General features: G+C 65.5%; 31 protein-coding genes. 14 read left to right on the top strand and 17 right to left on the bottom strand.

The window, feature by feature from the left end; all coding sequences use genetic code 11:
• Position 1 precedes the first annotated feature (1 nt).
• From AC1RMD_RS12970 to AC1RMD_RS12960, 3 genes are all read right to left on the bottom strand, one after another.
• The gene (locus AC1RMD_RS12970; protein WP_492927031.1) at positions 2-1,318 is read right to left on the bottom strand and encodes an ATP-binding protein; all 1,317 of its coding nucleotides are present in this window, start codon (positions 1,316-1,318) and stop codon (positions 2-4) included.
• Positions 1,319-1,405: 87 nt separating this feature from the next.
• Positions 1,406-2,281 (bottom strand): M90 family metallopeptidase, encoded by an 876-nt coding sequence (locus AC1RMD_RS12965; protein ID WP_492927030.1) that lies wholly within the window; start codon positions 2,279-2,281, stop codon positions 1,406-1,408.
• A 133-nt stretch (positions 2,282-2,414) separates the two neighbouring features.
• Positions 2,415-3,005: a winged helix-turn-helix domain-containing protein gene (locus AC1RMD_RS12960; RefSeq protein WP_445232481.1), complete on the bottom strand. Its 591-nt coding sequence runs from the start codon at positions 3,003-3,005 to the stop codon at positions 2,415-2,417.
• Between the two features lie 380 nt (positions 3,006-3,385).
• Here AC1RMD_RS12960 and AC1RMD_RS12955 point away from each other — a divergent pair, with 380 nt between their 5' ends.
• From AC1RMD_RS12955 to AC1RMD_RS12945, 3 genes are all read left to right on the top strand, one after another.
• Positions 3,386-4,432 carry an OmpA family protein gene (locus tag AC1RMD_RS12955; RefSeq protein ID WP_492927029.1) on the top strand — a complete coding sequence of 349 codons (1,047 nt, stop codon included), beginning with the start codon at positions 3,386-3,388 and terminating at the stop codon, positions 4,430-4,432.
• A gap of 69 nt (positions 4,433-4,501) precedes the next feature.
• Positions 4,502-4,732 (top strand): hypothetical protein, encoded by a 231-nt coding sequence (locus AC1RMD_RS12950; protein WP_492927028.1) that lies wholly within the window; start codon positions 4,502-4,504, stop codon positions 4,730-4,732.
• A 19-nt stretch (positions 4,733-4,751) separates the two neighbouring features.
• Positions 4,752-4,949 (top strand): hypothetical protein, encoded by a 198-nt coding sequence (locus AC1RMD_RS12945; protein ID WP_492927027.1) that lies wholly within the window; start codon positions 4,752-4,754, stop codon positions 4,947-4,949.
• Positions 4,950-5,010: 61 nt separating this feature from the next.
• On the opposite strand, the gene AC1RMD_RS12940 is transcribed toward AC1RMD_RS12945, so the two are convergent.
• From AC1RMD_RS12940 to AC1RMD_RS12930, 3 genes are all read right to left on the bottom strand, one after another.
• Positions 5,011-5,301: a hypothetical protein gene (locus tag AC1RMD_RS12940; protein WP_492927026.1), complete on the bottom strand. Its 291-nt coding sequence runs from the start codon at positions 5,299-5,301 to the stop codon at positions 5,011-5,013.
• An 85-nt stretch (positions 5,302-5,386) separates the two neighbouring features.
• Positions 5,387-6,541 carry an AI-2E family transporter gene (locus AC1RMD_RS12935; RefSeq protein WP_492927025.1) on the bottom strand — a complete coding sequence of 385 codons (1,155 nt, stop codon included), beginning with the start codon at positions 6,539-6,541 and terminating at the stop codon, positions 5,387-5,389.
• A gap of 65 nt (positions 6,542-6,606) precedes the next feature.
• Entirely contained in the window at positions 6,607-6,918 is a 312-nt protein-coding gene (locus AC1RMD_RS12930) for a BON domain-containing protein (RefSeq protein ID WP_492927024.1), read from the bottom strand.
• A 209-nt stretch (positions 6,919-7,127) separates the two neighbouring features.
• Between AC1RMD_RS12930 and AC1RMD_RS12925 the strand changes: the two genes are divergently transcribed.
• From AC1RMD_RS12925 to AC1RMD_RS12915, 3 genes are read left to right on the top strand one after another with little or no spacing between them, the layout of a single operon-like run.
• Positions 7,128-7,574, top strand: a complete 447-nt coding sequence (locus tag AC1RMD_RS12925) for an outer membrane lipoprotein (RefSeq protein WP_492927023.1) — start codon at positions 7,128-7,130, stop codon at positions 7,572-7,574.
• 42 nt (positions 7,575-7,616) lie between these two features.
• Positions 7,617-7,769: a DUF3309 family protein gene (locus AC1RMD_RS12920; protein WP_492927022.1), complete on the top strand. Its 153-nt coding sequence runs from the start codon at positions 7,617-7,619 to the stop codon at positions 7,767-7,769.
• A 17-nt stretch (positions 7,770-7,786) separates the two neighbouring features.
• Complete coding sequence (locus tag AC1RMD_RS12915) at positions 7,787-8,125, top strand: hypothetical protein (RefSeq protein ID WP_492927021.1); 339 nt, start codon at positions 7,787-7,789, stop codon at positions 8,123-8,125.
• A 3-nt stretch (positions 8,126-8,128) separates the two neighbouring features.
• Here the strand turns inward: AC1RMD_RS12915 and AC1RMD_RS12910 are convergent, their stop codons facing one another.
• From AC1RMD_RS12910 to AC1RMD_RS12880, 7 genes are all read right to left on the bottom strand, one after another.
• Positions 8,129-9,286, bottom strand: a complete 1,158-nt coding sequence (locus AC1RMD_RS12910) for a patatin-like phospholipase family protein (protein WP_492927020.1) — start codon at positions 9,284-9,286, stop codon at positions 8,129-8,131.
• 43 nt (positions 9,287-9,329) lie between these two features.
• Positions 9,330-9,695: a hypothetical protein gene (locus AC1RMD_RS12905; protein WP_492927019.1), complete on the bottom strand. Its 366-nt coding sequence runs from the start codon at positions 9,693-9,695 to the stop codon at positions 9,330-9,332.
• Between the two features lie 12 nt (positions 9,696-9,707).
• Complete coding sequence (locus AC1RMD_RS12900) at positions 9,708-10,076, bottom strand: phage holin family protein (protein ID WP_492927335.1); 369 nt, start codon at positions 10,074-10,076, stop codon at positions 9,708-9,710.
• Between the two features lie 18 nt (positions 10,077-10,094).
• Positions 10,095-10,397 (bottom strand): DUF883 family protein, encoded by a 303-nt coding sequence (locus tag AC1RMD_RS12895; protein WP_020705833.1) that lies wholly within the window; start codon positions 10,395-10,397, stop codon positions 10,095-10,097.
• A gap of 61 nt (positions 10,398-10,458) precedes the next feature.
• A complete protein-coding gene (locus AC1RMD_RS12890) occupies positions 10,459-10,986 on the bottom strand; it encodes a ferritin-like domain-containing protein (RefSeq protein ID WP_492927018.1) in 528 nt (175 codons plus the stop codon).
• Between the two features lie 20 nt (positions 10,987-11,006).
• A complete protein-coding gene (locus tag AC1RMD_RS12885; RefSeq protein ID WP_492927017.1) occupies positions 11,007-11,900 on the bottom strand; it encodes an OmpA family protein in 894 nt (297 codons plus the stop codon).
• 11 nt (positions 11,901-11,911) lie between these two features.
• On the bottom strand, positions 11,912-12,301 hold the full coding sequence (locus AC1RMD_RS12880) for a DUF4398 domain-containing protein (RefSeq protein ID WP_492927016.1): 390 nt from the start codon (positions 12,299-12,301) through the stop codon (positions 11,912-11,914).
• Between the two features lie 137 nt (positions 12,302-12,438).
• Here AC1RMD_RS12880 and AC1RMD_RS12875 point away from each other — a divergent pair, with 137 nt between their 5' ends.
• Entirely contained in the window at positions 12,439-14,490 is a 2,052-nt protein-coding gene (locus AC1RMD_RS12875) for an AsmA family protein (protein WP_492927015.1), read from the top strand.
• Between the two features lie 117 nt (positions 14,491-14,607).
• Entirely contained in the window at positions 14,608-14,832 is a 225-nt protein-coding gene (locus AC1RMD_RS12870; protein WP_492927014.1) for a YMGG-like glycine zipper-containing protein, read from the top strand.
• A 108-nt stretch (positions 14,833-14,940) separates the two neighbouring features.
• Here the strand turns inward: AC1RMD_RS12870 and AC1RMD_RS12865 are convergent, their stop codons facing one another.
• Entirely contained in the window at positions 14,941-15,690 is a 750-nt protein-coding gene (locus AC1RMD_RS12865; RefSeq protein ID WP_492927013.1) for a Crp/Fnr family transcriptional regulator, read from the bottom strand.
• 120 nt (positions 15,691-15,810) lie between these two features.
• Here AC1RMD_RS12865 and AC1RMD_RS12860 point away from each other — a divergent pair, with 120 nt between their 5' ends.
• The 3 genes from AC1RMD_RS12860 (at position 15,811) to AC1RMD_RS12850 (ending at position 17,488) form a co-directional block, all read left to right on the top strand.
• Positions 15,811-16,440, top strand: a complete 630-nt coding sequence (locus AC1RMD_RS12860) for a glycine zipper 2TM domain-containing protein (RefSeq protein WP_492927012.1) — start codon at positions 15,811-15,813, stop codon at positions 16,438-16,440.
• Between the two features lie 297 nt (positions 16,441-16,737).
• The gene (locus tag AC1RMD_RS12855) at positions 16,738-16,884 is read left to right on the top strand and encodes a lmo0937 family membrane protein (RefSeq protein WP_492927011.1); all 147 of its coding nucleotides are present in this window, start codon (positions 16,738-16,740) and stop codon (positions 16,882-16,884) included.
• 73 nt (positions 16,885-16,957) lie between these two features.
• Positions 16,958-17,488, top strand: coding sequence for a DUF3617 domain-containing protein (locus AC1RMD_RS12850; protein ID WP_492927010.1), 531 nt, complete (start codon positions 16,958-16,960; stop codon positions 17,486-17,488).
• On the opposite strand, the gene AC1RMD_RS12845 is transcribed toward AC1RMD_RS12850, so the two are convergent.
• Together AC1RMD_RS12845 and AC1RMD_RS12840 are read right to left on the bottom strand one after the other, a co-directional pair.
• Complete coding sequence (locus tag AC1RMD_RS12845; protein ID WP_492927009.1) at positions 17,489-18,325, bottom strand: branched-chain amino acid aminotransferase; 837 nt, start codon at positions 18,323-18,325, stop codon at positions 17,489-17,491. It lies immediately after the preceding gene.
• Between the two features lie 42 nt (positions 18,326-18,367).
• Positions 18,368-19,447, bottom strand: a complete 1,080-nt coding sequence (locus AC1RMD_RS12840; protein WP_492927008.1) for a porin — start codon at positions 19,445-19,447, stop codon at positions 18,368-18,370.
• Between the two features lie 113 nt (positions 19,448-19,560).
• Here AC1RMD_RS12840 and AC1RMD_RS12835 point away from each other — a divergent pair, with 113 nt between their 5' ends.
• The 3 genes from AC1RMD_RS12835 to cls all read left to right on the top strand — a co-directional run bounded on the left by AC1RMD_RS12835 (position 19,561) and on the right by cls (position 24,444).
• Positions 19,561-20,853 (top strand): acetyl-CoA hydrolase/transferase family protein, encoded by a 1,293-nt coding sequence (locus AC1RMD_RS12835; RefSeq protein ID WP_492927007.1) that lies wholly within the window; start codon positions 19,561-19,563, stop codon positions 20,851-20,853.
• Positions 20,854-20,956: 103 nt separating this feature from the next.
• Complete coding sequence (locus AC1RMD_RS12830) at positions 20,957-23,056, top strand: site-specific recombinase (RefSeq protein WP_492927006.1); 2,100 nt, start codon at positions 20,957-20,959, stop codon at positions 23,054-23,056.
• Positions 23,053-24,444: a cardiolipin synthase gene (cls, locus tag AC1RMD_RS12825; protein ID WP_492927005.1), complete on the top strand. Its 1,392-nt coding sequence runs from the start codon at positions 23,053-23,055 to the stop codon at positions 24,442-24,444. The genes AC1RMD_RS12830 and cls overlap by 4 nt, the downstream gene beginning before the upstream one ends.
• Positions 24,445-24,541: 97 nt before the next feature.
• Here cls and AC1RMD_RS12820 read toward each other — a convergent pair whose 3' ends face one another.
• Positions 24,542-25,360 carry a metallophosphoesterase family protein gene (locus AC1RMD_RS12820; RefSeq protein WP_492927004.1) on the bottom strand — a complete coding sequence of 273 codons (819 nt, stop codon included), beginning with the start codon at positions 25,358-25,360 and terminating at the stop codon, positions 24,542-24,544.
• Position 25,361: the final 1 nt, after the last annotated feature.

Here is a 25,361-nt window from a genome sequence, read left to right as displayed (position 1 = left end):
CTCAGACGGTCGCCGCGGCCTGCGCCGGCTGCACCGGCAGGTGCACCGTGAAGCGCGTGCCCTGTCCCACCACCGAGGCCACCTCGATGCGGCCGCCGTGGCGGTTGACGATCCCATACGACAAGGACAGGCCCAGCCCGGTGCCGCTGCCGACCGGCTTGGTGGTGAAGAACGGTTCGAAGATGCGGTTCAGGTTTTCCGGCGCGATGCCGCAGCCGTTGTCGCCCACCTCGATCCACACCCAGCCGTCGGCGGCGCCGGTGCGCAGCGTGATCACGCCCTGCTCGCGCAGCGAGTGGGCGGCGTTGACCAGCAGGTTCATGAACACCTGGTTCAGCTGCGAGGCCAGGCAGGTGACCGGCGGCAGCGTGCCGTATTGCTTGTCGACCCGGGCCTTGTACTTGATCTCGTTGCTGACGATGTTGAGCGTGCTGTCGAGGCCGTGATGCAGGTCGGCCACCTGCCACTCGGTCTCGCCGACGTGGGAAAAATCCTTCAGCGCCTGGACGATGTCCTTGACCCGCTTCAGGCCGTCCATCGATTCGCGCACCAGGTCGGTCACGTCTTCCTTGAGGAACTCCAGGTCGGCCTGCTGGCGCAGCGCCGCCAGCTGCGCCGCCAGCGCCGGATGCGGCGCGGCCGCCTGCTCGTAGCGCTCGATCACGCCGAGCAAGGTGCCGACATAGTTCTTCAGCGAGCCCATGTTCGAGTTGACGAAGCCGACCGGGTTGTTGATCTCGTGCGCGATGCCGGCCGCCAGCTGGCCGATCGAGGCCATTTTTTCCGATTGCAGCAATTGCTCGTGGGCGTTGCGCAGTTCGCCGATCAGCGCCTGCTGCTCGACGCCCTTGGCCTGCAGGGTCTCCTCCATGCGCTTGCGCGCCGTGATGTCGGTCAGCGAGCCGATCACCTCCAGCGGCACCCCCTTGTCGTCGCGGATCAGGCGCAGCGTGTCGTGCATCCACAGATAACTGCCGTCGCTGATGCGGAAGCGGTACTCGTAGGCGCGCTGACCCTCGCTGAACACCAGCGCCAGGCTGGAGAAGATGCTGGGGGCGTCGTCGGGATGGATGTGGTCGAACCAGAAGTTGGGATCGGCCACCATCTGCGCGGGGTGGTAGCCCAGCACGTTCAAGGCATTGTTGCTGACGAAGGTCATCTTGAAGTCGCCGCTGGGCACGGTGCAATAGATGATGGCCGGCGTGTTGTCGACCAGGTACTGCAAGCGCACCAGCGGCGATGCGGCCTCGGGCACCGGCGCGGCGGCCGGCATGCCGGCGGCATCGGAGGAAAGAAAATCGAATTCGTCAAATTGCATATTGATAGCCTCGCAACAGCGTCTGTCCTGCGCAGATCGCGCAGGCGGACGGCATGCATCAACGTGCGCGGCTGAATCGATTATGCACTAGTTCCGGTATTGATGGTGTTCCCATTCGTAAGCGGGTTCGGGCGGCGGCGGTGGCGGCGGCGCCATCCATGCGCGCGGATCGACCCGGTAGTACTTGAGGAATTCGGCGTACAGCTCGGCGTGGCGTTCGGCCATCTGGTACGGCTTTTCAAAGAAGGTTTCGGTGGCGACGGCGAAGAACTCGGCCGGATTGGTGGCGCCGTAATGGTCCATCACGCTGTGCTGGCGGTACATGGCGCTGTGGCGCAGGCTCTGGAAATCGCGCTCCAGCACCTCCGACCATTCGCGGTAGCTGGCCGGATTGCCCAGGTAGGGCGCGCCGTTGGCGCGGCCCGACTCGCTGTCGAGCTGATGCGCGAATTCGTGCAGCACGACGTTGTGCCCGTCCGTCCAGTCGCCGGCGCCGCGCTGCACGTCGTCCCACGACAGGATCACGCGGCCGTCGTCCCAGGATTCGCCCAGCATGCTGTGCTGGCCCGGCGTGACCACCCCGCCCGGCCCGACCTCGGCGCGCGGCGCCACGAAGGCGCCGGGATAGACCAGGATGGTGTGCAGGGCCGGATACACTTTGGACGGGCGGTTCAGCAACAGCAGGCAAGCCTGGCCGGCGATGGTGACGGCGATCTCGTCGCTCACTTCCAGGCCTTCGCAGCCGATGAATTTTTTCTGGTGCAGGAACTGCACCACCATGCGCTGCAGCTGCTGCTGCAGATCGGGCGCCATGCGGCGGTAGACCGGGATGTTGCGCTGCAGGATGGCCTGCGCCGCGGCCGGCAAGGGCTGCGCCAACACCCGCCGCAAACGCCAGCGCGGGTAGTAAAAAGGCAGCGCGATCAACAGCGCCGTCAGGCCGATCCAGGTCAAAGCTTCCATGTGCCGCGCGTCCGTTGAGAGGTCCAGTCAAGGCTAGTTGGGGGGCCTTGTCGACATTTCAATATGCAAACAGCCGGGCATGCCCGGCCGTTCCATCATACGCGCGTGCGGCAGCCTGCGGCCGCATGCAGGGTCAGACGGTTTCTTCCTTCTGCATCGACGGCGCCGAGCCGAACAGCGCCGCCACCAGCGGATCGCGCATCACCGGGCCGCGGTTGACGCGGATCGCATAGTGCGTGTCGTCGGCCAGGATGTGGAAGTGGCGGCCGCTGCCGGCCATCGCCTGTTCGCGCAGGCCGGGACGTTCCTTGCGCGGCGGCGCGCCTTCGCGCTTGGGCTGGACGATGGCGGCCAGGAAGGCGCTGACGCGCTCCGGGTCGGGGGTCAGCTGGTAGACCGCCTTGCCCAGGTAGGTGGCGGTGCCTTCGACATAGCGGGCCAGCTCGATCACGCCGGCTTCGCGCAGGTCGCGGATGTATTTGCGGGCGCCGGACGGCGAGAACTTCAGGAACCAGGCGATTTCATCGGCCAGCATTTCGTGCAGTTGCAATTCGCCGATCAGCTTTTGCATGTTTTCGATGCGGCGCAGCGTGGCCGAGGTCGAGCGGACCCGCTCGATAGAGGCCATCGACAGCGCAGGCTTCCGGTCCAGAGGCGCCGGGGCCGGACGTTCCACCAGCATCAGCTTGGCTGTGGTGGCGTGCATTTCCGGCGAGGCTTTCATCTCGTTCTGGACCAGATGTTGAGGTTGTCTAACTGCATGCATGGGAACACTCCTTATAACAATTGCCGAGATTAGTGGCAGCGGATGGCGTGGCGGGCGGCGGGCATCTCGCTACGTTCTCTGCATCTGGCTCAAGAATGCCTTTTCGCAGCGCATTGGTCTGTGCGGCAACGAACATTAGGGAACATCCTTGGCACTTAAGGTGTGACAAAGGGTGTGGAACTAAGTTTCGGGAACTGTGCCGAATTTGATACAGCACAATCTTAGGTACGCTAGCGCACGGAAGAGCTGCACCAAAATCCTTAATCTTCGGTCCAACAGCGGTGCTTCAACATTGCTGGCAATGAAACACATCCAATCAATAAATCGGGAGCAAACCTGTGAACCAAGCTAAAAAAATCGCCCTCGCCGCCGCACTGCTGTGCGCGTCGTTTTCCGCCCTGGCCCAGGATGCGGTCGTCAATCCATCGTGGTACATCCAGCCCAGCCTGAACGCCATGAAGCCCGATTCGGACTTCGGCGTGGACAAGCGCGGCTACGGCGCCGGCCTCAAATTCGGCAAGGCCATCAACCAGGACTGGGATGTGCAGCTCGGCACCACCTATGCCCGCTCCCGTGAAAACGGCCAGCGCTACCAGCAGAACACGCTGGGCGTGGACGGTCTGTATATGTTCTCCCGCAAGACCTTCCGTCCCTTCCTGCTGGTCGGTATCGGCGCCGAGCATGACAAGTCCAACCTGAACGTTATCGGCCAGCGCAGCAAGACTTCGCCCTACCTGAGCGCCGGCCTGGGCTTCCAGGCCGACATCAACGACCAGGTCGCCATCCAGGCCGACATCCGCAACGTGCACGGCTTCATTCGCGGCAATGAGTTCCCTAACAGCAAGAGCAACAACTACTACGCAACGGTGGGCCTGAACATCGCCTTCAACGCGCCGCCAAAACCTGCGCCGGTGGCGCCGCCGCCACCGCCGCCACGCGCCATGGAGCCTGCGCCGCAACCGGCGCCTGTCATCGCGCCGCCGCCACCGCCGGCACGCTTTGAAAAAGTGACGATGTCGGCGACCGAGCTGTTCGGCTTCGACAGCGCCAAGCTGGCCGCCGGCCAACCCAAGCTGGACGACATCGCCAACGTGCTGAACGCCAACTCCGGCATCGACAACGTGGTCATCTCCGGCTACACCGACCGCCTCGGCAGCGACAAGTACAACCTCAAGTTGTCCGAGCGCCGCGCCAACGCGGTCAAGGACTACCTGGTCAGCAAGGGCGTCGCCGCCAACCGCCTGAATGCCGTGGGCAAGGGCGAATCCAATCCGGTCGCGCAGTGCGACGACAAGAAACAGAAACGCACCGACCTGATCAAGTGCCTGGAACCCAACCGTCGCGTCGAAGTCGAGCAGATCACCATCGAACGTCGCGTGCAGTAAGCTGAACCAGCCCCGCTCCGGTAGCGGGGCTTTTTTCCGATGTAGCCGAATTTAGCGAATTTAATCCCTGTGCTGCGATGCACAGTCGCCCAATGGTTGGAACACCGCGCCAGCAGCAGGGGCGCGGCGTTGGCGTTTTACACGCTGTTCTCGATGGCGCCGATACTGGTGCTGGTGTTGGCCATCGCCGGCTGGTTCTACGGGCCGCAGGCGCTGCAGCTGGTGCTGGCCTTCCTGCTGATGGTGTCGCTGGTGGTCAGCGCCGCGCTGACCCTGCTGGAAAACCTGTGGGGCGCGTAGGGGGCGCGACGCCGGCCTGGTGCTGTCGGCCATCAATGTCATCCTCGGCTTTGTCGTCATCGCCGCCCTGTTCGGCGTGATCTTCAAGATGCTGCCGCGCATCCGGCTGTCCTGGCACGACGTGACGATAGGCGCGACCGGCACGGCCGCGCTGTTCACGTTGGGGAAATACCTGGTTGGGGTCAAGTCTGACATTCGGACACGAGCTCCACCGTAGGGCCTACCTACGGTGGAGCTCGTGTCCGAATGTCAGACTTGACCCCAACAGATCCAACAGATTACACCAGCGTGCGCCGCAGATAGGCGCGCCGCGTGGCGACCGGCAGCTCGGCCACCGGCACCGACTCGGCCAGCGCCAGCTGGTCGGCCTCGCGCACCTGCGCATCGGGCGCCAGCACGCGGGTGATCACCTGCGGGCTGATGCCTATGCTCTGCAAAAACTCCACCGCGTTGGCGGTGCCGATGTCGCGCTGCATTTCCAGCGCGTGGCGCACGATAAATTCAAGGGAGTGCCAGCCTGCGGTTTCCGAAGTCCCCGGTCGCTGGCGGCGGTCTTGCTCTGGACTCATGGCGCCCTCCTCAAGGTGTTGGTAATGCTCATGTTAGCCGACCGGCGCATAGAAACAAGGCCGATCATGCAGCCGCCGAAGCGGCCTACTCGCCCAGCAATTCCGCCACCACTTCCATGCCTTCGACACGCTCGGCCACCACCTTGACGATGACGATCAGCGGCACGCCCAGCAGCAGGCCGTACACGCCCCACAGCCAGCCCCAGAACAGCAGGCTGACGAACACCGCCGCCGCGTTCATGCGGGCGAAGCGGCCCGTCATCCAGGTCGCCACCACGGTGCCGACCAAGGTCGCGACCGCCAGCGAAGTGCCCATCACCAGCACGCTCATCTGCAGCGATTCGAATTGCATGAAGGCGACCGCGCCGGTGGCCAGCGTGATCAGCAAGGGGCCGAAGTACGGCATCAGGTGCAGCAGCCCGGCCACGATGGCCCAGGCGCCGGCGTTCTCCAGGCCGATCCAGCGCAGCGCCACCCACATCAGCAAGGCCAGCAGGCCGTTGGTGACGAGCAGCATCAGCATGTATTGCTGGATCGACGAGTTGATGTCCTCCAGGATGTGCACGGTAATTTTTTTCTTGCTCAGCGACGGCCCGGTCAGCTTGACCAGCTTGCGCTTGAAGGTGTCGCCCGACAGCAGCAGGAAGAACACCAGGAAGATCACCATGGTGGCCTGGCTGAGGAAGCCCATCACGCCCATCGAGCCGGCCCACACCCAGTCCATCACCGGCAGCGTGCCGCCCTCCGACGACGGCGCGGCCTTGCGCACGGCGCGGCGCTCCTGCGCGCCGGCGGTAGCCTGCTGCAATTCGGTGGCCACCGCCTGGATGCGCTGGAAGGTGCTGGGGCCGCCCTGCATGCGCTCGGTGAGCAGGCGCGACAGTTTATGGCTGACGGTGGGCAGCTCTTCGACGATGGATTGGAACTCGCCCTGCACCTTGTCGATCACGACGAAGGCGCCGCCCAGGATGGCGACGGTGACCAGCGTGGCGCCGAGCACGCGCGGGACGCGGCGGCGCTCCAGCCAGCAGACGATGGGGCTGAGCATATAGCTGAACAGTATGCCGAGTAATAAGGGCACCAGGAAATTGCGCGACCATTGCAGCGCATAGACAAACGCCACGGTGGCGATGACGCCGAGCGCGAGGCCGCGGGCGTTGACGTGCAGGGGAATGCGGGGCAGATCGCCATCGGCGGCCGCTGCGTTGTTGCGGGGAAGTTCGGCAGGCAGCTGGCTCATGATGGCTCACAAAAAACTCCCGGCGCGGCACACCCGGATGGGCCTGCCGCGCCGGCAGGTAACACTTACTTGACGCGGATGTCGTTCTTCACGGCGGTCACGCCTTTGACGCCACGCGCCACTTCGCCGGCCTTGGCGATATCGGCCGGCTGGGCGACGAAGCCGCTCAGCTGCACGGTGCCCTTGAAGGTTTCCACATTGATTTCGGTGGTTTTCAGGCTAGGCTCGTTGAAGATGCTGGCCTTGACCTTGGTGGTGATGACGGAATCGTCGACATACTCGCCCGTGCCTTCTTTGGTCGAGGTCGATGCGCAGCCGGCCGTGGCCAGCAGCGAAACGGTGAACAGGGCGGTGGCGATTTTGTGTGCGATTTTCATAGCATTCTCCTTGGAGGGTGATTAACAGTGGTTTGTCAGCCAGCGGAATTTGATGTCCCGCAACCGATGTAGAGGTTTTACGCCCCTTCCCCGCCCACCTCTGTACGGTACCGTACACAGACCGCAGATCGCCCAACTGGGTGCGGAAGCGCACAGACCCTGGCAGCACCGCTGTCTATTCTGGAATCACACATTTTCGGGAGGACAACATGAAACACTCGACCACCATAGCAGCCGTGCTGATCGCAGCAACCGCCGTCCTGAGCGGCTGCGCCGGCACCGGCCAGCAGCAACCAGGCAGCTACAGCAACCCGGCGGACACCGCCTCCTACGGCACCATCGAATCGATCCAGGTGGTGCAGGCCAAATCCGGCAGCAGCGGCGCCGGCGCCGTTGCGGGCGGCCTGGTCGGCGCCCTGCTGGGTAACCAGGTCGGCTCGGGCAGCGGCCGCACCGCCGCCACCGTGGCCGGCGCAGTCGGCGGCGCCGTGGTCGGCAACAAGGTAGAGGAAAACCGCAACCAGCCGCGCGAGCAATACCAGATCAGCGTGCGCATGGACAACGGCGACTACCGCATCGTCAACCAGGACAGCGTCTACGACCTGCGCGCCGGCAATCGCGTGCGCCTGGTCGACGGCCGCGTGTATCGCTATTAATCTTGCCGCACCGGCAGTCAAGCTTTCAACAAGGAGAACTCTATGGGCACCATCATTCTGATCATTCTGATCCTGGCACTGATCGGCGCGTTGCCGACCTGGCCGCACAGCCGCAGCTGGGGCTATGCGCCCAGCGGCATCACCGGACTGGTGGTGGTGATCCTGCTGGTCATGCTGCTGACCGGCAGGCTGTAACGTCACTGGAGGACATCATGGCTCACTTCAAGCACTTCATCATCGGCGCGGCGCTGCTGGGCGCCGCCTTCGCCGCCCAGGCGCGCAGCAACACCACGCCGCCGCAGAACGTCCAGTTGCAAAAGGCGGAGATCGCCAAGGGCGATCCGCCGCGCTGGTACCAGGACGACGCCAGCCCGGCCGCGCAGCTGCGCACGCTGCGCAAGGAAATCGGCGCCGCGCTGGCCGAGGCCAACCTCGCCTGCAAGCAAGGCCCGGCCGCCGAACGCAGCGCCTGCCTGAAGGAGGCGCGCGCCACCTACCAGCAGGACATGGCGAACGCCGCGCAGATCCGCGCGCAGCACCACCCGCACTAAGGCCTACGCCGCCTGCTCGTGCACCGGCTGCCGCAACGGCGGCAGTTCGTGCACGACCAGCGGCGTGTCGTCCGCCACAAAGCTCAACCAGCCCGCCGCCGTGACGGCGCGCAGCGCATCCTGGTAGCCCTGCTCCCAGCGCCATTCGATCGAACCCTTGGAAAAGTTGATATCCTTGGCCGCCATATTCCAGTCGCGCCCCGCATACGCCAGCCGCACCACGTGCAGCGTGCTGTCGCCGCCCAGCCCGGCCAGATCCTGCCGGCCCTGCTCCGACCCGGCCCGCTCCGGCAACTCCGCGTACAGCGCGCGCAACTTCTGCTTCAGTTTGTGCCTGGCGACGTAGTCCTGCAAGTGGCGCGCGGAGCGCGAGGCGAAGGTCACGTCCTTCTGCCGCGTCTGCACCTCGTCCAGCGTGGTCGGCTCCGGGCCGTCGGCATTCCACAAGTCCACCATGAAGCACAGCGTGTCGACATGCTCGTTATCGTCCAGCACGGTTTCCAGCGGGGTGTTGGAATACAGGCCGCCGTCCCAGTACAGGTCGCCGTCGATGCGCACCGGCGGAAAGCCCGGCGGCAAGGCGCCGCTGGCGCGCACATGGTCGGCGCACAAGGTCTGCTCGCGGTTGTCGAAGCTGCGCAAGGTGCCGCAGGTGACCTTGAGCGCGTTGACCGTCAGCCGCATGCCGCCCGGCGCGTTCAGGTAGTCGAAATCGATCAGGCGCTTGAGCGTGTCGCCCAGCTCGCTGGTGTCGTAGTAGCTGGCCTGCTCGGGCGCGACCGCGGCCCCCATGGGGAACAGGCTCATCAAGCGTGGCTTGAAGAAGCCCGGCACGCCGCGCAGCACGGTGTCCCAGGTTTGCAGCAACACGTTGGAGCGCCGCTGCGGGTCCGCCACCCGCGTCATGTCGTAGCTGTCGCGGTGGGCCACGCCGTCCCAGAACTCCTTGAGGCGGCTCAGCCGGGTCTCGTGCGGATTGCCGGCCAGGATGGCGGCGTTGATCGCGCCGATCGAGGTGCCGACGATCCAGTCCGGCGCCAGGCCGTGCTCGTGCATCGCCTGGAACACCCCGGCCTGGTAGGCCCCCAGCGCGCCGCCGCCCTGCAACACCAGGACCACGCGCAAGCGCTCGGGATTCAATTCGCGTTTCGCACTGCTCATCTGTGACTCCAATAAAAAACGCCGCGGCTGCGGCGTTTGGGGACTACTCCTGCTCCGGCTCGGGTTTGCGCCGCAACAGCCACGCCATGCCGAGGCCGGCGGCCAGGGCCACGCCCATAGCCGGCTTGACCAGGCGCTTGCGGGCGATATACGAGCCCACCGTCAGCGCATACGGCAGCAAGGACTTGAAGTTGACATTCCTCAGCCCGCCCGGCTGCAACAGGCCGCCGAGGCGGGCCTGGGCCATGCCGATCGCCTGCTCGACGGCGCCATGCAGCATGGCGTCCGGCTGCAGGGCATTGCCGACCAGCGCCTTGGCGTGCACCACCTTGATGCGATACAGCTCGCCTTCGCGGATCAGGCGCTGCATGTCGGCCTCGACGGCGGCGCGTTCAGCTTGTTTGCTCATCTGCTCTCCCGGTTACAACAGCATGTCGCGGTCGGACTTGAGTTCCGCCATCGTCGCCGGCATCGACAGCTTGCCGCTGCGTATCAGGCCGCGCGCGTACAGGATCAAGCCGATCGCGATCAGCAGGAACACGCCGGTGATGATGGGCAGGATCTTCCAGCCGATCGCGTCCCAGGCCAGGTAGGCGATCGTCACCGTGCCGTAGGCCAGCGCGAAGCAACCCGCCACCACGGCCAGCGCGAACACCAGCACCAGTTGCAGCAGGTGATTGCGCACCTGCGACAGTTCCAGCGCGGCCAGCTCCAGCCGGGTCAGCACCAGGCCGATGCTGTTGCGGGCAATATTGCCCAAGGACGCGATCAAGCCCGGCGGACGGTTCATCTCATCGGACACGATGGATTACTTGCGGCCGATGATGACACCGATCAGCAGGCCGACGCCGGCGGCGGCGGCGATCGAGCGCCACGGGTTTTCCTTGACGTAGACATCCGCCTGCTTGGCCATTTCCTTGCTGGCGGCGACCGCGCTGAGCTGGGCTTCGTGGGCCTTGGCCAGCGCGGTATCGAGCGCGCGCATGCCGCGGCCGCGCAGTTCTTCGGCTTTTTCACCGGTCAGCGCGGTGGCGGCGGTGAACAATGCTTGCGCATCCTTAACCAGAGTTTTCACGTCGTTATTCACGGTACTGATGTTTTGTTCCAGCATGATGGAGCTCCTGTTATGGTTGTGTGAAGTGAAAACTGTACAGCAAACTGCAAAAAAAGCATTATCCCAGCAAATCGCGCATATCGTCGGCGTGTTCCTCTTCCACCGCCATGATCTTGATCAACAAATGGCGCGTGGTCGGGTCGGTGGCGCCGATCTGTTCGATCATCTGGCGGTACGACTCAATGGCGACACGCTCGGCGATCAGGTTGGCTTTGATCATCGATGGCACATCGTCAGATGCATCATACTCGGCATGGCTACGTGCGAGCAATGTTGCCGGATTGAAATCAGGCTGACCATTCAACTGGATGATACGCTCAGCCAGCCAGTCTGCGTGTTCCTGCTCTTCCATGGCGTGCTGCAGGAACTCGGCCTTGACCGAACCGTTGTCGCGGCCGCTGACCGTGTAGTAGTGCCGCTTGTAGCGCAGAATGCAGACCAGCTCGGTGGCCAGCGCGTCGTTGAGCATCTTGAGGACGGCCGCGCGGTCGCCCTGGTAGCCGGCCGTGACCGGACCATCCTGCAGGTTGCGCGCGGCCGCGCGGATGGCTTCCTTGTCGATGCCGCTGGGGGTGGATTCAGCCATGATATGCATTCCTTAAAAAATTAATGACGGGTGGCGATCGGCGCGCCGTTTTGCGACAGCACGATCTCGACGCGGCGGTTCAGCTGGCGGCTGCCGGCATCGCTGTTGCTGGCGACCGGGAAGGCTTCGCCATAGCCGCGGGTGGCGATCTTGTCGCTCTTGACGCCCAGGCCGATCAGCGCGTTGCGCACCGCTTCGGCGCGGCGCTGCGACAGCTCCAGGTTATGCGCGGCGCTGCCGGTGCTGTCGGTAAAGCCCTCGATCAGCACCACGCTTTGCGGTTCCTGCAGCAGCACGTCGGCCATCTTCTGCGCGGTGCGCATGCCTTCCGCGCTCAGCTCGGCGCGGTCGACGTTGAACAGCACGTCGCTCAGCGTGATGACCAGGCCGCGTTCGGTTTGCTTGGCTTTCAGGTCGGCCAGTTGCTGTTGCAGCGCGGCGTTCTTGGCCGCTTCGTCGCGGGCGCTGTTGGCGGCGGCGTCGGCCTGGGCGCGGGCGGCGTCGGCGTCAGCCTTGGCCAGGTTGGCTTGCGACTTGGCCTGGTTGGCTTCGGCGGTGCGGGCTTCGAGGCGGACCTCGTCGCGCTGGCGGCCGGCGTTGGCCATCTCGTTCTCGGCCTGTTTCTGTTTGGCGACTTCACGCGCGGTGGCGATCTTCTGCTTGGCGAGGTAGGCCAGCTTGTCGATCTCGTCCAGGCTTTCCTTCTTCGCGGCGGCGGCATTGGCGCGGTCCAGCGCATCGGACGCGGCCTTGAATTCCAGCGGCGCGTTGCTGGCGATCGAAGGCGTGCTTTGCGCGGCCATGAAGTCGCCGCGGGTTTGATCGAGCAGGCTGGTGGTGGTCGGCGTGGTGCTGCACGCGGCGAACATGATGGACATGGCGAACACGGATGGAACGAGGTAGAGGGATTTCATGGCGGGGCTCCTTATTGTTGGCTGGTGGCGTTGCTGCGGTTCAGTTCTTCACGCAGGGCGCGGATGCTTTGCTGCAGCTCGTCCGCCGCCATGCTGGCTTTGCTCGAACTGGCTTTGCTTTGCGCCAGTTGGGCGTCGGCCGAGGCCTGGTTGGCCAGGTCCTGCGCGGCCTTGTAGTCCTTGGCGGCCAGCGCCTGGTTGGCGCGCATCAGTTTCTCGCGGGCCGATTGCATTTCCGCCGGGGCCAGGTCGGCGGCGCCGGCGCTGGTGGCGTTGGCGACGGCGGCGCGTGACACGGCGACGTCGGCAGTGGCCGGGGTTTTATTGCTGGCGCAAGCGCTCAGGCCCAGGACGGCGGCCACGGCGCACAACAGGGTGAGACGGTTTTGAATGGCGGTCATTATTCTTCTCCTTGAAAATCATTCGGTAGGTTGACGTTATATGCCCTTGCCGATGCAGCCTCAGTACGGTGCCGCACATAGCACGCCAGCTGCGGGCTAGTAAAATAGCGTCACTCCAATAAGAAAACAGGCCAGTCATGTCCCAGCTCCGTCGCCGCACCCGCATCGCACTTGCCGTCGCCGGCGTCCTGGTCGCCGTGCCCGCCATCGCCGTCATCGTCCTGGTCAATTACGACTGGAACCGCGCGCGCCCATGGCTGAACGACAAAGTCAGCGAAGCCATCGACCGCCCGTTCGCGATCCGCGGCGAGCTGTCGCTGACCTGGGAGCGCCAGGGCCACAGCGATGCCGACCGTACCTGGCGCGACTACCTGCCGCTGCCGCACCTGGTGGCGCGCGACGTCCACGTCGGCAACCCGGCCGGCTGGCCGGCGCAGATGGAAATGACCAGCGTCAGCCAGTTCTCCTTCTCGGTCGACCTGCTGCCGCTGCTGGAGCACAAGCTGGCGATCCCGCTGCTGCGCTTCGACAATCCGGTGGTGCTGTTGCAGCGTCACGAGGACGGCCGCAACAACTGGACCTTCAAGCCGGCCGACAAGCCGTCGCCGTGGCAGCTGGACTTGCAGCGCGTGGTGTTCACCAAGGGCACGGTGCATTACGTCGACGCCATGACCCACGTGGACGCGGTCGCCGAGATCGACACGCTGAACGCCGATCCGACCTACGGCGTGGCGTGGAAGATGCGCGGCAAGTGGAACAAGCAGAACATCTCCGGCGGCGGCAAGGCCGGCGCCGTGCTGTCGCTGCAGCAGCAATCGACGCCCTACCCGCTGGCGGCCGACCTCAACGTCGGCGGCACCAGCATCGCCGTGGTCGGCACGCTGACCAAGCCGTCCGCGCTGGCCGCGCTCGACATGCGGCTCAAGGTATCCGGCCCCAGCATGGCGCGGCTGTACGGCCTGACCGGCGTGCTGCTGCCGGAAACCCCGCCCTTCGCCACCGAGGGCCACCTGACGGCCAGCCTGGGCGCCCACGCCAGCCGCTGGACCTACGACCAGTTCAGCGGACGCGTCGGCCATTCCGACATCGGCGGCAAGTTCGAATATCAGTCCGGCCAGACGCTGGCGCGGCCGCTGCTGACCGGCGCGGTGCAATCGAAGCTGCTGCAGTTTTCCGACCTGGGCCCGCTGATCGGCGCCGACTCCAACGCCAGCAAGCAGGCGCGCGGCGTGGCGCCGCTGCAGCCGGGCGACCGCGTGCTGCCGGTGGAGCCGTTCAAGACCGAGCGCTGGACGGCGCTGGACGCCAAGGTCAGCTACAAGGCCCAGCGCATCACGCGCGACAAGGACCTGCCGATCGCCAACCTCGACACCATGATCGCCATGCAGGACGGCGTGCTGTCGCTGACGCCGATGAACTTCGACATCGCCGGCGGCCGCTTCACCTCCACCGTGCTGCTCGACGGCAGCGGCAAGCTCAACCCCAACGCCATCCGCGCCGAACTGAAGGCCGGCGCGCGCCACCTCAAGCTGCGCCAGCTGTTCCCGCGCATCGAGGAAATGCAGGCCACGGTGGGCGAGGTCAACGCCGACATCTCGCTGTCGGCCACCGGCAATTCGGTGGCCGGCCTGCTGGCGACGTCGAACGGCGAGCTCAAAGGCGTGATCAACGAAGGCAGCGTCAGCAAGCTGCTGCTGGAAGAGATGGGCCTGAACATCGGCAACGTGGTGCTGACCAAGGTGATCGGCGACAAGCAGGTCAAGCTCAACTGCATGGTGACCGACTTCGGCGTGACCAACGGCCTGATGCGGTCGCGCCTGTTCGTGGTCGACACCTCGGACGCCAAGATCGACATCGCCGGCACCGTCAACCTGGGCAACGAGAAGCTGGACCTGACCATGCGGCCCGACGCCAAGGGCGTGCGCATCATTTCGTTGCGTGCGCCGATCTACGTGCGCGGCACCTTCAAGGATCCGGACATCAGCATCGACAAGGGCGTGCTGGCCTTGCGCGCCGGCGGCGCGCTGGCGCTGGCGGTCGTCGCGCCGGTGGCGGCCATCCTGCCGCTGATCAACGCCGGTCCCGGCGAAACCACCGGCTGCGCCACCCTGCTGGCGCAGCAAGGGGGCAAGCCGGTGGCGCCGCCGCCGGGCAAGACGCTGGCGCCCAAGGCGCCGCTGCGGCGTTAAGCTTGGCCGCGTTTCTATGTGCGCTGCCGAACGGAGTCGATGCGAATTCTTGCGTACTCTTGATTCATTGGTGTGGGCAATCCCCGCCGCGCCTCAATCAGTAGCAAGGAGAAAATCATGAACAATATTAAACAGCTGGTATCGACCGTCGCCATCGTGGCGGCCACCTTGGGCCTGAGCGCATGCGCAGGCATGTCCAACCAGGACAAGAACACCGCCATCGGCGCCGGCGTCGGCGCGGTCGCCGGCTCGGTCCTGACCGGCGGCAGCCCGGTCGGCACCGTGGGCGGCGCAGCCGTCGGCGGCGTGATCGGCAACCAGGTCAGCAAGCCACCGCGTTAATCTTCCGCGGGGGTCAAGTCTGACATTCGGACACGAGCTCTGCCGTAGCAAATGCTACGGCAGAGCTCGTGTCCGAATGTCAGACTTGACCCCCATAGTCTTTCCGCATCACAGAAAGATGTTGGCCATGCCGATGGCGCCGTCGTCCTTGACCAGCTCGTAGCAGCGGCAGGACGCCGCTTCCAGCCCGGCCGAATCGAGGATCTCGATATTGCCCCGGCTGTAGCTGATCAGCTTCTTGTTCTGCAGCGCGCTGGCGGCCTTGGTCACGCCCACGCGGCGCACGCCCAGCGCATGCGCCAGGAACTCGTGGGTCAGGTGGAATTTCTCCGATTGCAGCCGGTCGCGCGTGATCAGCAGCGAACGCGCCAGGCGCGCCTCCAGCACGTGGAAGCGGCTGCACACGGCGATCTGGATCGCCTGCGCCAGCAAGGTGTCGGTGTAGCGGTACAGCAGCCGTTGCAGCGAGGCGGTGCGCTTGAACTCGGCGCGGAAGGCGGCCGCGTCGATGCGGCTGGCGCGGCCGGCACGTTGCACCACGGCGCGCACCAGCGCTTGTCCGTGGCCCAGCGCCACCGACGCGCCTATCATGCCCTCCTGCCCCACCGAGCCCACCTCCAGCGTCATGCGGCCTTCGGCCACCGCCAGCAGCGAGATCAGGCAGCCAACCGGAAAGTAAATATGGTCGACGGTCTGGCCCGGCTCATACAGCACCTGGCCCGCTTCCAGCCGGACCGTGTCGCACAACGCCAACAGCCTGGCGCGATCGTCGTCCGGCAGGCCGGACAACAAGCGGTTCAGCACCGGCCTGGTCTGCGCCCTGTCGTCGTCGGAAAAAATGGAGGGATGGGTATGCATGGAAGCAGCGTAATGGCTGCGATTTGCCGTGTATGTACGGTGACGCACGGAAGCAGGACTAGGCTTAAGGGAAAATCTGCTCTGCAATGCATTACTCCAACCAATAACAGGACATACCTCATGGACACCCCAAGCAACAAGCCTTCGCTCCACCCTATCATGGTCATCGCCGCCGTCGCGGTGGTGCTGTTCTGCGGCGTCGGCAGCGCCGCCATCATGGGCTGGCTGCCGACTTCCAGCGCCACCGTGCCCGGCGCGGCGCCGATGCCGGGCCAGCTGTCGTCGCTGCCGCCGGCGGAACAGCCGCTGCCGTCGCAGCCATCGTCAGCGGCCGGCCAAGCCAACCACGCCGCACCGGCCCAGGGCCAATATCCGGCGCAGCCACAGCAACAGGTCGCGCAACCGGCGCCGGCCGTCTGCAACAGCTGCGGCGTGGTGGAGTCGGTGCGTTCGATCGAACACCGCGGCCAGGGTAGCGGCGTGGGCGCGGCCGGCGGCGCCATCCTGGGCGGCCTGCTGGGCAACCAGGTCGGCAGCGGCCACGGCCGCCAACTGGCCACCGTGGCCGGCGCGGTCGGCGGCGCAGTGGCCGGCAACCAGGTCGAAGGCAATATGAAAACCACGCACAGCTGGGAGATCGTGGTGCGCATGGACAATGGCAAGAAGCGCGTGCTGCACCAGTCGGCGCAGCCGCAATGGCGCTCGGGCGACCAGGTCAAGATCGTCAACGGCCAGTTGCGTTCAGCTTAGGACACGTTGAAAAATAAATTGGACGTCTTGGCGGACCTAAGCGGTTGCGATGCAAGGCGCCAGTCGCGCCGCAGTGCGAGCACTGCAAGCGGCTGGCAACGCCGCAGCGCGCCGCTTCGGGACAGCCAAAACGGTCAAGTTATTTTTTGACGTGGCCTTAAGTACGATACCGTACAGAGGGCCGATCCGGCATTGCAGATAATGGCTACAAGATACGAACATGGCAACAGGGTTGCAGGTTCGAGATCGCAATCGATGACCAATATGGACGTCACATAACAACCTGAGGAGAGAATCATGCTCTATACCATCGCTGTCGTTTTGCTTATCCTGTGGCTGCTTGGCCTGGTCACTTCCTACACCATAGGCGGTTTTATCCACATCCTGCTGGTCATTGCTATCATCATGGTGCTGCTGCGCCTGATTAGCGGACGCGGCGTGTAGCGCCACCTCGGCAAGTCTTGGAAGCGGCGCTCCACCAACGGTGGCGCGCCGTTTTTCATTTTCAGGAGAGCACATGAAACGACTGATAATTTCCCTGGCCATGCTGGCCGCCGCGCAGGCGTCGGCCCAGAGCATCAAGCCCGGCTTGTGGGAGCTGAGCAACAAGGTCAAGACCGGCAGCGCGCAAACCGACCAGGCCATGAGCATGGCGCTCCAGCAGCTGGCCACCATGCCACCCGCGCAGCGCGCGCAGATCGAGGCGATGATGAAGCAGAACGGCGCCTCCATGCCCACGGCCGGCGGCGACGGCGCCATGGTCATCACCGCCTGCGTCACGCCCGAGATGGCGGCGAAAAGAGAATTGCCGATGAATCAGAAGGGCAAGTGCAGCTCGAAGAGCGACCCGGTGGCGGGCGGCCTGAACCTCTCGTTCAGCTGCACCGACCCGGTCTCCACCGGCACCGGCACACTGCGCTACCACGGCGACAGCGGCTATCTGATGAACATGAACATCCACAGCGAGGCCAGCGGCCGGCAGCAGAACGTGCAGGTGGAGTCGACCGGACGCTGGCTGGGCGCCACCTGTCCGGCCCGGTCGAACTGATTACTCGCGGTCGGAGAACGCCATGTAGCGCTGGAAGGCCAGCGTGGCGATCGGGCCCACCGGCAGGCTGCGCGCCTCATAGCGGATGCACGGCGTGACCTTGCCGTAGTTGCCGGTGTTGAAGATCTCGACGGCCGTCTCCAGCTCTTCGGGACGCACCGAGCGTTCCTCGACGGCGACGCCCTCTTGCGCCAGCAGGGCGATCACGCGCGCGCGGGTGATGCCGGACAAGAAGGTGCCGTTGGCCACCGGCGTCACCACCTTGCCTTCGGGCGTGACCAGGAACAGATTGGCCGATGCGAACTCGGCCACGTTGCCGGCGTTGTCGCACACCACCGCGTTGTCAAAGCCGCGCTGCTGCGCTTCGCGGATCGCCTTGCTGGTGTTGGCGTACAGCGCCGAAGCCTTGGCGTCGGTCGGCGCCATCGATGGATCGGGACGGCGCAGCGCCGTCAGGCAGGCCGAGAAGCCGGTGAACGGCGGCATCGGCGCATCGAACAGGGTCAGCGCGAAGGCGCTCTTGTCCGGCAGCGGCACCAGCAGGCCCTCGGTGCCGAACACCAGCGGCCGCACATACAGCTCGGCTTCGGCCGGGAACTTGGCCACGCCTTCCCGCACCAGCTGTTCCATTTCATCGACGCTCAGCGGGCACACCAGGCCGACCCGTTCCGACGAGGTGATCACGCGTTGCAGGTGCAGGCGCAGGTCCGGCATGTGGCCGCGTATCGAGCGCGCGCCGTCGAACACGGACGAGCCCAGCCATACGCTGTGATCCATCGCGCCAAACAAAGGGGTATTGCCTTCGGACCAGCCGCCGTTGAAGTAAGTCAGATACATGCTTGTTCCCGATGATAGCTAAAACAAGCAATTTAGCACGGTTCAGAAAGCGCGGCGCAGACCGACGGTGAGGGCGCGGTCGCCGCGGCCGGGCGCGCTGGCGTTGCCGACCGTGTAGCCGGCGCCGTTGCGGTTCTGGATGCGCGCGAACGAGGCATAGAAGTCGGTGCGGCGCGACAGCGCATAACTGGCGCCGACGGCGAACTGGTCGGCGTCGCGGTTGGCGCCGCTGCGGTCGTCCTTGTGGATGTAGGACGCCAGCCAGGTGGTGGCGCCCATCGGCACGGCGATGCCGACCAGCACATCGCGGCTATTGTTGGACGGCATGCTCTGCACCACCGCGCCGTAGGGGTTGGTCATGTCCCACGGCGCGCTGCCGTCGCCCCGGCTGTGGCCGTACGCGGCATAGGCGACGAAGCGGCCGAAATCGATGTTGGCCGCCACCAGCGTGTTGCTGGCCGACTGGTCGACCGCCGGCGTGGTGCCGCTGGCGTCGAGCAGGTTGTTCTTGCGCTGGTGGGTGATGCGCAGCGTGGCGGCGCCGTTGGCGTAGCCGATGGTGGCGCCGTATGCGCGGTTGACCCTGCTGTTGTAGGGCGATTCGCCGAAGCTGTAGATGGCCGCGCCGGTCCAGCCGCCGCGGCTGCGCGGCGACTGGTATTTGATCGTGTTGTCGTAGCGCTGGATGGTGCTGCCGACCAGGTTGGCCGCGCTGCCCGCCATGCCGCCGTGGAAGGGATCGGCGACGTCGGTCAGCGTCTCGTACAGCAGGTTGTACTGCCGGCCCAGCGTGACCATGCCCAGCGGCCCGTCCAGCCCGACATAGGCCTGGCGGCCGAACAGCCTGCCATTCTGGTCGGAACCGCCGGTATCGTTGAGGATGCCCGCCTCCAGCGTGTAGACCGCCGCCGTGCCGCCGCCCAGCTCCTCGCGCCCGCGCACGCCCAGCCGCGAGCCGGACGCGATCCCGCTGTCGAGCCGGGTGCGCGCGCAATCGCCGCCGCAGCCCCGTTCCGCCACCACGCCGGCGTCGAGCAGGCCGTACACCTGCGGCGGCGACGCCGTTTGCGCCACCGCCGACAGCGGATAGATCAAGGCCAGCAGGTAGAGGTTAGGTTTCATGACCTCATCCTAGGACAGCGGGCGCAACACCTCTGTGCGCAGGACCACGTTTCCGACATATTTTGCAGCTACTTGGTTTATAGTGACATTTCACCATGCGAAAGGCGGTCACTATGCAGGCCCTGTATGACGGCAAGCGTTGCACCCCAGGCGAAGCACTGGACCTGCTGCGCGACGGCGACACCATCATCGTGCCCTGCGGCGCCGGCGAGCCGCCCGCGCTGCTGCACGCGCTGTCCGCGCAGCGCACCCGCTTCCACGACGTCAAGGTGGCGCAAATCCTGGCGATGCGCAAATACGCCTACTTCGATTGCGACACCGTCCAGCACGTGCGCCACCTCGCGCTGTTCTTCGGCGGCGCCTCGCGCGCGGCCGGCCAGGCGGGCTGGGTGGATTTCGTTCCGGCCTATTTTTCCGAGCTGCCGGCGCTGATCGAGCGTGGGCAGCTGGCGGCCGACGTGGTGTTCTCGCTGGCCTCACCGATGGACGAGCACGGCAATTTCGCGCTCAGCCTGGGCGCCGACTACACCATGGCCGCCATCCACGAGGCGCGCGCGATCGTGCTGGAGGTCAATCCCAACGTGCCCTACGCGCACGGCCAGTGCCACGTCCACATCTCGCAGGTGACGGCGCTGGTGGAGAGCAGCGAGCCGGTGATCGAAGTCGGCCTGCCCAAGATCGGCCCGGTGCAGGAAGCCATCGGCCGCCACGTGGCGGCGATGATCGAGGACGGCTCGACGCTGCAGATCGGCTACGGCGGCATCCCCGACGCGGTGGTGATGCAGCTGACCGCCAAGCACGACCTGGGCGTCCACACCGAGATGATCGGCGACGGCATCTTGAAACTGGTCGAATCCGGCGCCGTCAACAACAGCCGCAAGACCTGGCTGCCGGGCCGCATGGTGGCCACCTTCGCGCTCGGCTCGCGCAAGCTGTACGACTTCATGCACCACAACCCGATGCTGGAAATACACCCGGTCAGCTACACCAACGATCCCTACCTGGCCGGCCAGAACAACCAGCTGGTGGCGATCAACGCCAGCCTGCAGGTCGACCTGCTGGGCCAGTGCGGCTCCGAGAGCCTGGCCCACCTGCCCTATTCCGGCACCGGCGGCCAGGTCGACTTCGTGCGCGCCGCCAACCGCTCGCGCGGCGGCAAGGCCTTCATCGTGCTGCCGTCGACCGCCAGGGAGGGCACGATCTCGCGCATCGTGCCGACGCTGACGCCGGGCACCCATGTCACCACCGGCAAGAACGACGTCAACTACGTGGTCACCGAATACGGCGTGGCCCAGTTGCGCGGCAAGTCCGCCCACCAGCGGGCCGAGGCGCTGATCGGCATCGCCCATCCCGACTTCCGCGCCGAATTGCGCCAGCAGGCCCGCAAGATCTTGCTTTGCAGCTAGCTGGGTTTCCTGGCGAACAACCAATGTTCGCCAACGTACATACTTGCCAGACTTATACGTCTATACTGCGGTTTTGTCCCTACGCGGTCCGCCCGCCTTACGCATGCTAGAGATCCTCGAACGCATCGACGCAGACAGCAGCGACATCGGCCTGATGGTCGAGCTGTTCAATACCCTGCGTCCCCAACGCGCCAGCGACGGCGCCCGCGCCACCGCCAATGTGCGCACCCTGTGCCAACTGTTGAAAGGCAATCCGGCGCACGCGCTGGCCCTGCGCCGCTACGCGTGCACGCTGCTGGCCAGCCGCCGCCACGCCAGCCTGTACACCGAGATCGGCGTGCTGTCGAACGACGGCTTCTTCAGCGAGCTCAAGCGCCGCATCGCCTACCGCATCCTGCCGCCCGCGCTGGGCCAGATCTACCTGAGCGACGCGCTCGACCAGGTGGTCTACCAACGCACCGACCACCTCTGGATCGCCGCCGTGCCGGCCGCCGACTGGCTGGCCCTGGTGGACGTGGTCGGCCTGCATGACGCGGCGGACGCCGGCCCCAACCTGATGCTGCCCGGCCTGCTCGAATCGATACGCACGCTGTCTTACCGCGTCAGCGCGATCGGCCTGGAACCCAAGCTGACCAATTTCCATACCGAGATCGAGGCCTACGAGTCGCCCTTCATGGTGCAGAACTACGAGGTCAACGCCTATCTCGACAGCTACCAGCGCATGCTGGCCGGCGACGACGTGCCGCTGGAAGACGCCCGCCACCTGCTGGTGATGCTGGACCAGTGCGACGTGGTGATCGCCAAGATCCGCAAGAAGGCGCTGAGCCAGGGCACCAGCATCGCCCTGACCTACCTGCTGGTGACCTTGACGCAAAGCATAGACCGGCTGCGCAAGCTGCTGTTCCTGGTCGACGTCGGCGGCGCGCTGCCGGTGACGCCGCCGGCCGACCTCAAGCTGCTGGCCGCGCCCCACGCGCCGCACCAGCAGGAAGGCCCGCCCAGCCCGCGCCGCGGCGCCGCCGTCGGCATGGCGCTGGAGCTGATCGAAGCCCACAACAACAAGTACATGGTGCGCGACCTGATGCGCGACAACATCGACCTGTTGGCGCGCAACGTCACCGAAAACGCCAGCCACACCGGCGAGCACTATGTGGCCGACAGCCGCAAGGAACTGGGCAGCATGTTCGTGTCCTCGGCCGGCGCCGGCCTGGTGATCGGCTTCATGGCGCTGTTCAAGATCCTGATGTCCTACCTGCGCGCCGCGCCGCTGGTGGAAGCCTTCCTGTTCAGCATGAACTATTCGCTGGGCTTCATGTTCATCCACCTGCTGCATTTCACGGTGGCCACCAAGCAGCCGGCGATGACGGCCTCGCGCATCGCCGCCGGCCTGCACAGCAGGGACGGCCGCAACATCGACATCGACAGCATGGCCGAGCTGTGCAACAAGGTGATCCGCACGCAGAACATGGCGGTGCTGGGCAACCTGGCCACCGCCATCCCGACCGCCTGGCTGATCGCCATGGCCTGGCCGCTGATCACCGGCCACCATCTGGTGTCGCCGGAGAAGGCCATGCACCTGCTGCACGACATCGATCCGATCCACGGACCGACGCTGGTGTATGCGGCCATCGCCGGCGTCTGCCTGTTCGTGGCCGGCCTGATCTCGGGCTACTACGACAACAAGGCGCTGTACACCCGCTGGGCGCAGCGCATCGCGCAGCTGCGCGGCCTGCGCTGGCTGCTGGGCCAGGAACGCCTGGACCGTTTGGGCGTCTACATGGAGAACAACCTGGGCGGGCTGATGGGGAATTTCTTCTTCGGCATCCTGCTCGGCGTGATGCCGCTGCTGGGCTTCCTGCTGGGCATGCCGCTGGACATCCGCCACGTCACCTTCTCGTCCGCCAACTTTGCGACAGCGATGGTCGGACTGGACTACCATGTCACCTGGGAACTAGTGTTGACCTCGGTCGCGGGCTTCCTGGCGATCGGCTCGGTCAACCTGCTGGTCAGCTTCGGATTGGCGTTGTGGGTGGCGCTGCGTTCGCGCCAGGTGCGCTTCAAGCACGGCTGGCTGCTGGTGAAGGCGCTGGGCCGGCGTTTCCGCCAGGGGCCGGTGTCGTTCCTGTTCGGCTCGGCGGCGGAAGAAGCGGCGCAGTTGGCGCCGCCCGATGAATCGCTCACTCCTGAAAAGACCCTCAAATGAAAACCGCGCGCGTGCGTTGCTGGCTTCCCCTCTGCCTGATGTGCTGGGGCTTGCTGGGCGCATGCGCGTCGCTGCCCAACGTGTCGGCGATGAGCGGCCGGCTCGATCCGGCCGCCGCGCCCAGCGTCACGGGCGTCAACGGCGACCTGAGCGCCGAGCGCGGCAAGGCCTTGCTGGCCAAGCGCTGGCCGAAGGGCTCGCTGGACATGCAGGCGCAAGCCGCGCTGGAGGAAGCCGCCACCGGCGTGCCCCTGATCGCCGGCAACAAGACCACCTTGCTGTTCGACGGTCCGCAGACCATGGCCGAGATGCTCAAGGCCATCAACGGCGCGCGCAACAACATCAACCTGGAAACCTATATCTTCGACCAGGACGAGCTGGGGCGGAAGTTCGCCGACGCGCTGATTGAAAAACAGCGGCAAGGCGTGGTCGTCAACATCCTGTACGACAGCGTCGGCACCCTGGGCGTGCCGGCCGAGTTCTTCAAGCGCATGCGCGAAGCCGGCATCCACCTGATCGAATTCAATCCGGTCAATCCCGCCAAGCTGAGCGGCGAAAGCTGGAAGCTCAACAACCGCGACCACCGCAAGGTGCTGATCGTCGACGGCAAGATCGCCTTCACCGGCGGCATCAACATCAGCGCGACCTATGCCAAGAGCTCGCTGTTCCGCTCCGCCGCCAGGCCGACCGACAAGTCGCAGGTGGGCTGGCGCGACACCCACATCAAGGTCGAAGGGCCGGCGGTGCAGGCCTTCCAGTGGCTGTTCGTGCGCCAGTGGGCGACGCAGGACAAGGACGACCTGAGCGAGGCCGACTACTTCCCGCGGCCGGTGATCGCCGGCGACAAGGTGGTGCGCGTGCTGGGCAGCGAGCCCGGCGGCAAGTTCGAGATCTACAAGGCCTACAACCTGGCGATCCAGCAAGCGAAGCAGAGCATCCACATCACCTCGGCCTACTTCGTGCCGGACCGGCAGACGGTGGAGGCGCTGATGGCGGCCGCGCGGCGCGGGGTGGACGTCAAGATCGTGCTGCCCGGCGTCTCCGATAGCGGGCTGGTGTTCTACGCCGGCCACGCCTTCTACGACGACCTGCTGGGCAGCGGCGTCCAGATCCACCAGCTGAAGCTGGCGGTGTTGCACGCCAAGACCGCCGTCATCGACGGCAACTGGTCGACCGTCGGTTCGACCAACATCGACACCCGCAGCTTCCTGCACAACAGCGAGCTCAACGTGGTCATTATGGGCGACGTCTTCGGCGGCGAGATGGAACGCGCCTTCCAGGAAGACCTGCGCGACTCCGTGCAGATCACCCAGGAAGCCTGGCGCCGGCGCCCCTGGGCCGACCGCCTGCGCGAATTCGCCGCCCGCTTCATGAACTATTGGCTCTAACCACTGGGGTCAAGTCTGACATTCGGACACGAGCTCAACCGTAATAACGCATTACGGTTGAGCTCGTGTCCGAATGTCAGACTTGACCCCACCGGGTTTAGGCTTCGGCGGTGAGGGTCCAGACGCCGCAGCTGCGCTGGAAGCGCTCGGTGTGCGCCAGTTCGAAGGCGCCGGTGCCTTCCACCCAGCTGTGGCGTTGCACTTCCACTTTGTCGTGCTCGACGCGGATGACGTTGAACGAATTCGTTTCGCCCCGCCCGCGGGTGGAGGTCGCCGTTCCCGCCTGCACCATCAAGGCCGCGTAGCCGCTGATCTCGTAACGCTGCGCCGTGTTGTGCGCATGGCTGACGTGCAGATGTCCGGCCAGCAGCAAATCGACGCCGCACTCGGCGAACGCCCGCATCGCCAGCGGCGCGCGGTTGACCAGGTCGTTCTCGTCGAGCGCCTCCGGCATATCGAAGGGGTGGTGGGTGACGATGATGCGCGTCAGGCGCGGATCCACCGCGCCCATGCGGCGGCGGATCTGCTCGATCTGTTCGCGATTGATGCGACCGTCCTTGAAGGTCAGCGAGCGCGCGGTGTTGATGCCCAGTACGGCGATCTCTTCATCCACATATTCCGGCGTCAGGTCCAGCGTGACGTAGCGGGTGTACTTGCGCAGCGGCGTCAGGAAGCGGCTGGCGACGTTGTACAAGGGGATGTCGTGATTGCCCGGCACCACGATCTGCGGCCCCGGCAAGGTATCCAGGAAGGCCCGCGCCGCCTTGAACTCCTCGGTCCGGGCGCGCTGCGTCAGATCGCCGGCCACCACCACCACGTCCGGCGTCAGGCTGGCGACCAGCTCTTGCAGCGGCCGCAGCAGATCCTGGTCGACGCGGCCAAAATGCAGATCGGATAAATGAACGATGGTGCGCATG

Source organism: Duganella sp. GW822-FHT06D06, from assembly GCF_058799615.1.
The sequence above is the reverse complement of the archived record's forward strand: the minus strand, read 5'-3'. Positions and strand labels throughout refer to the sequence as shown.

What these genes read in the sequence shown, in the direction of transcription:
- AC1RMD_RS12845 (WP_492927009.1), bottom strand. Translation starts at nt 18,325, where the DNA reads ATGTATCTGACTTACTTCAACGGCGGCTGGTCCGAAGGCAATACCCCT.
- AC1RMD_RS12920 (WP_492927022.1), top strand. Translation starts at nt 7,617, where the DNA reads ATGGGCACCATCATTCTGATCATTCTGATCCTGGCACTGATCGGCGCG.
- AC1RMD_RS12965 (WP_492927030.1), bottom strand. Translation starts at nt 2,281, where the DNA reads ATGGAAGCTTTGACCTGGATCGGCCTGACGGCGCTGTTGATCGCGCTG.
- AC1RMD_RS12925 (WP_492927023.1), top strand. Translation starts at nt 7,128, where the DNA reads ATGAAACACTCGACCACCATAGCAGCCGTGCTGATCGCAGCAACCGCC.
- AC1RMD_RS12890 (WP_492927018.1), bottom strand. Translation starts at nt 10,986, where the DNA reads ATGGCTGAATCCACCCCCAGCGGCATCGACAAGGAAGCCATCCGCGCG.
- AC1RMD_RS12885 (WP_492927017.1), bottom strand. Translation starts at nt 11,900, where the DNA reads ATGAAATCCCTCTACCTCGTTCCATCCGTGTTCGCCATGTCCATCATG.
- AC1RMD_RS12910 (WP_492927020.1), bottom strand. Translation starts at nt 9,286, where the DNA reads ATGAGCAGTGCGAAACGCGAATTGAATCCCGAGCGCTTGCGCGTGGTC.
- AC1RMD_RS12905 (WP_492927019.1), bottom strand. Translation starts at nt 9,695, where the DNA reads ATGAGCAAACAAGCTGAACGCGCCGCCGTCGAGGCCGACATGCAGCGC.
- AC1RMD_RS12900 (WP_492927335.1), bottom strand. Translation starts at nt 10,076, where the DNA reads ATGAACCGTCCGCCGGGCTTGATCGCGTCCTTGGGCAATATTGCCCGC.
- cls (WP_492927005.1), top strand. Translation starts at nt 23,053, where the DNA reads ATGAAAACCGCGCGCGTGCGTTGCTGGCTTCCCCTCTGCCTGATGTGC.
- AC1RMD_RS12840 (WP_492927008.1), bottom strand. Translation starts at nt 19,447, where the DNA reads ATGAAACCTAACCTCTACCTGCTGGCCTTGATCTATCCGCTGTCGGCG.
- AC1RMD_RS12875 (WP_492927015.1), top strand. Translation starts at nt 12,439, where the DNA reads ATGTCCCAGCTCCGTCGCCGCACCCGCATCGCACTTGCCGTCGCCGGC.
- AC1RMD_RS12830 (WP_492927006.1), top strand. Translation starts at nt 20,957, where the DNA reads ATGCTAGAGATCCTCGAACGCATCGACGCAGACAGCAGCGACATCGGC.
- AC1RMD_RS12935 (WP_492927025.1), bottom strand. Translation starts at nt 6,541, where the DNA reads ATGAGCCAGCTGCCTGCCGAACTTCCCCGCAACAACGCAGCGGCCGCC.
- AC1RMD_RS12820 (WP_492927004.1), bottom strand. Translation starts at nt 25,360, where the DNA reads ATGCGCACCATCGTTCATTTATCCGATCTGCATTTTGGCCGCGTCGAC.
- AC1RMD_RS12930 (WP_492927024.1), bottom strand. Translation starts at nt 6,918, where the DNA reads ATGAAAATCGCACACAAAATCGCCACCGCCCTGTTCACCGTTTCGCTG.
- AC1RMD_RS12940 (WP_492927026.1), bottom strand. Translation starts at nt 5,301, where the DNA reads ATGAGTCCAGAGCAAGACCGCCGCCAGCGACCGGGGACTTCGGAAACC.
- AC1RMD_RS12865 (WP_492927013.1), bottom strand. Translation starts at nt 15,690, where the DNA reads ATGCATACCCATCCCTCCATTTTTTCCGACGACGACAGGGCGCAGACC.
- AC1RMD_RS12960 (WP_445232481.1), bottom strand. Translation starts at nt 3,005, where the DNA reads ATGAAAGCCTCGCCGGAAATGCACGCCACCACAGCCAAGCTGATGCTG.
- AC1RMD_RS12860 (WP_492927012.1), top strand. Translation starts at nt 15,811, where the DNA reads ATGGACACCCCAAGCAACAAGCCTTCGCTCCACCCTATCATGGTCATC.
- AC1RMD_RS12880 (WP_492927016.1), bottom strand. Translation starts at nt 12,301, where the DNA reads ATGACCGCCATTCAAAACCGTCTCACCCTGTTGTGCGCCGTGGCCGCC.
- AC1RMD_RS12970 (WP_492927031.1), bottom strand. Translation starts at nt 1,318, where the DNA reads ATGCAATTTGACGAATTCGATTTTCTTTCCTCCGATGCCGCCGGCATG.
- AC1RMD_RS12870 (WP_492927014.1), top strand. Translation starts at nt 14,608, where the DNA reads ATGAACAATATTAAACAGCTGGTATCGACCGTCGCCATCGTGGCGGCC.
- AC1RMD_RS12895 (WP_020705833.1), bottom strand. Translation starts at nt 10,397, where the DNA reads ATGCTGGAACAAAACATCAGTACCGTGAATAACGACGTGAAAACTCTG.
- AC1RMD_RS12835 (WP_492927007.1), top strand. Translation starts at nt 19,561, where the DNA reads ATGCAGGCCCTGTATGACGGCAAGCGTTGCACCCCAGGCGAAGCACTG.
- AC1RMD_RS12915 (WP_492927021.1), top strand. Translation starts at nt 7,787, where the DNA reads ATGGCTCACTTCAAGCACTTCATCATCGGCGCGGCGCTGCTGGGCGCC.
- AC1RMD_RS12855 (WP_492927011.1), top strand. Translation starts at nt 16,738, where the DNA reads ATGCTCTATACCATCGCTGTCGTTTTGCTTATCCTGTGGCTGCTTGGC.
- AC1RMD_RS12850 (WP_492927010.1), top strand. Translation starts at nt 16,958, where the DNA reads ATGAAACGACTGATAATTTCCCTGGCCATGCTGGCCGCCGCGCAGGCG.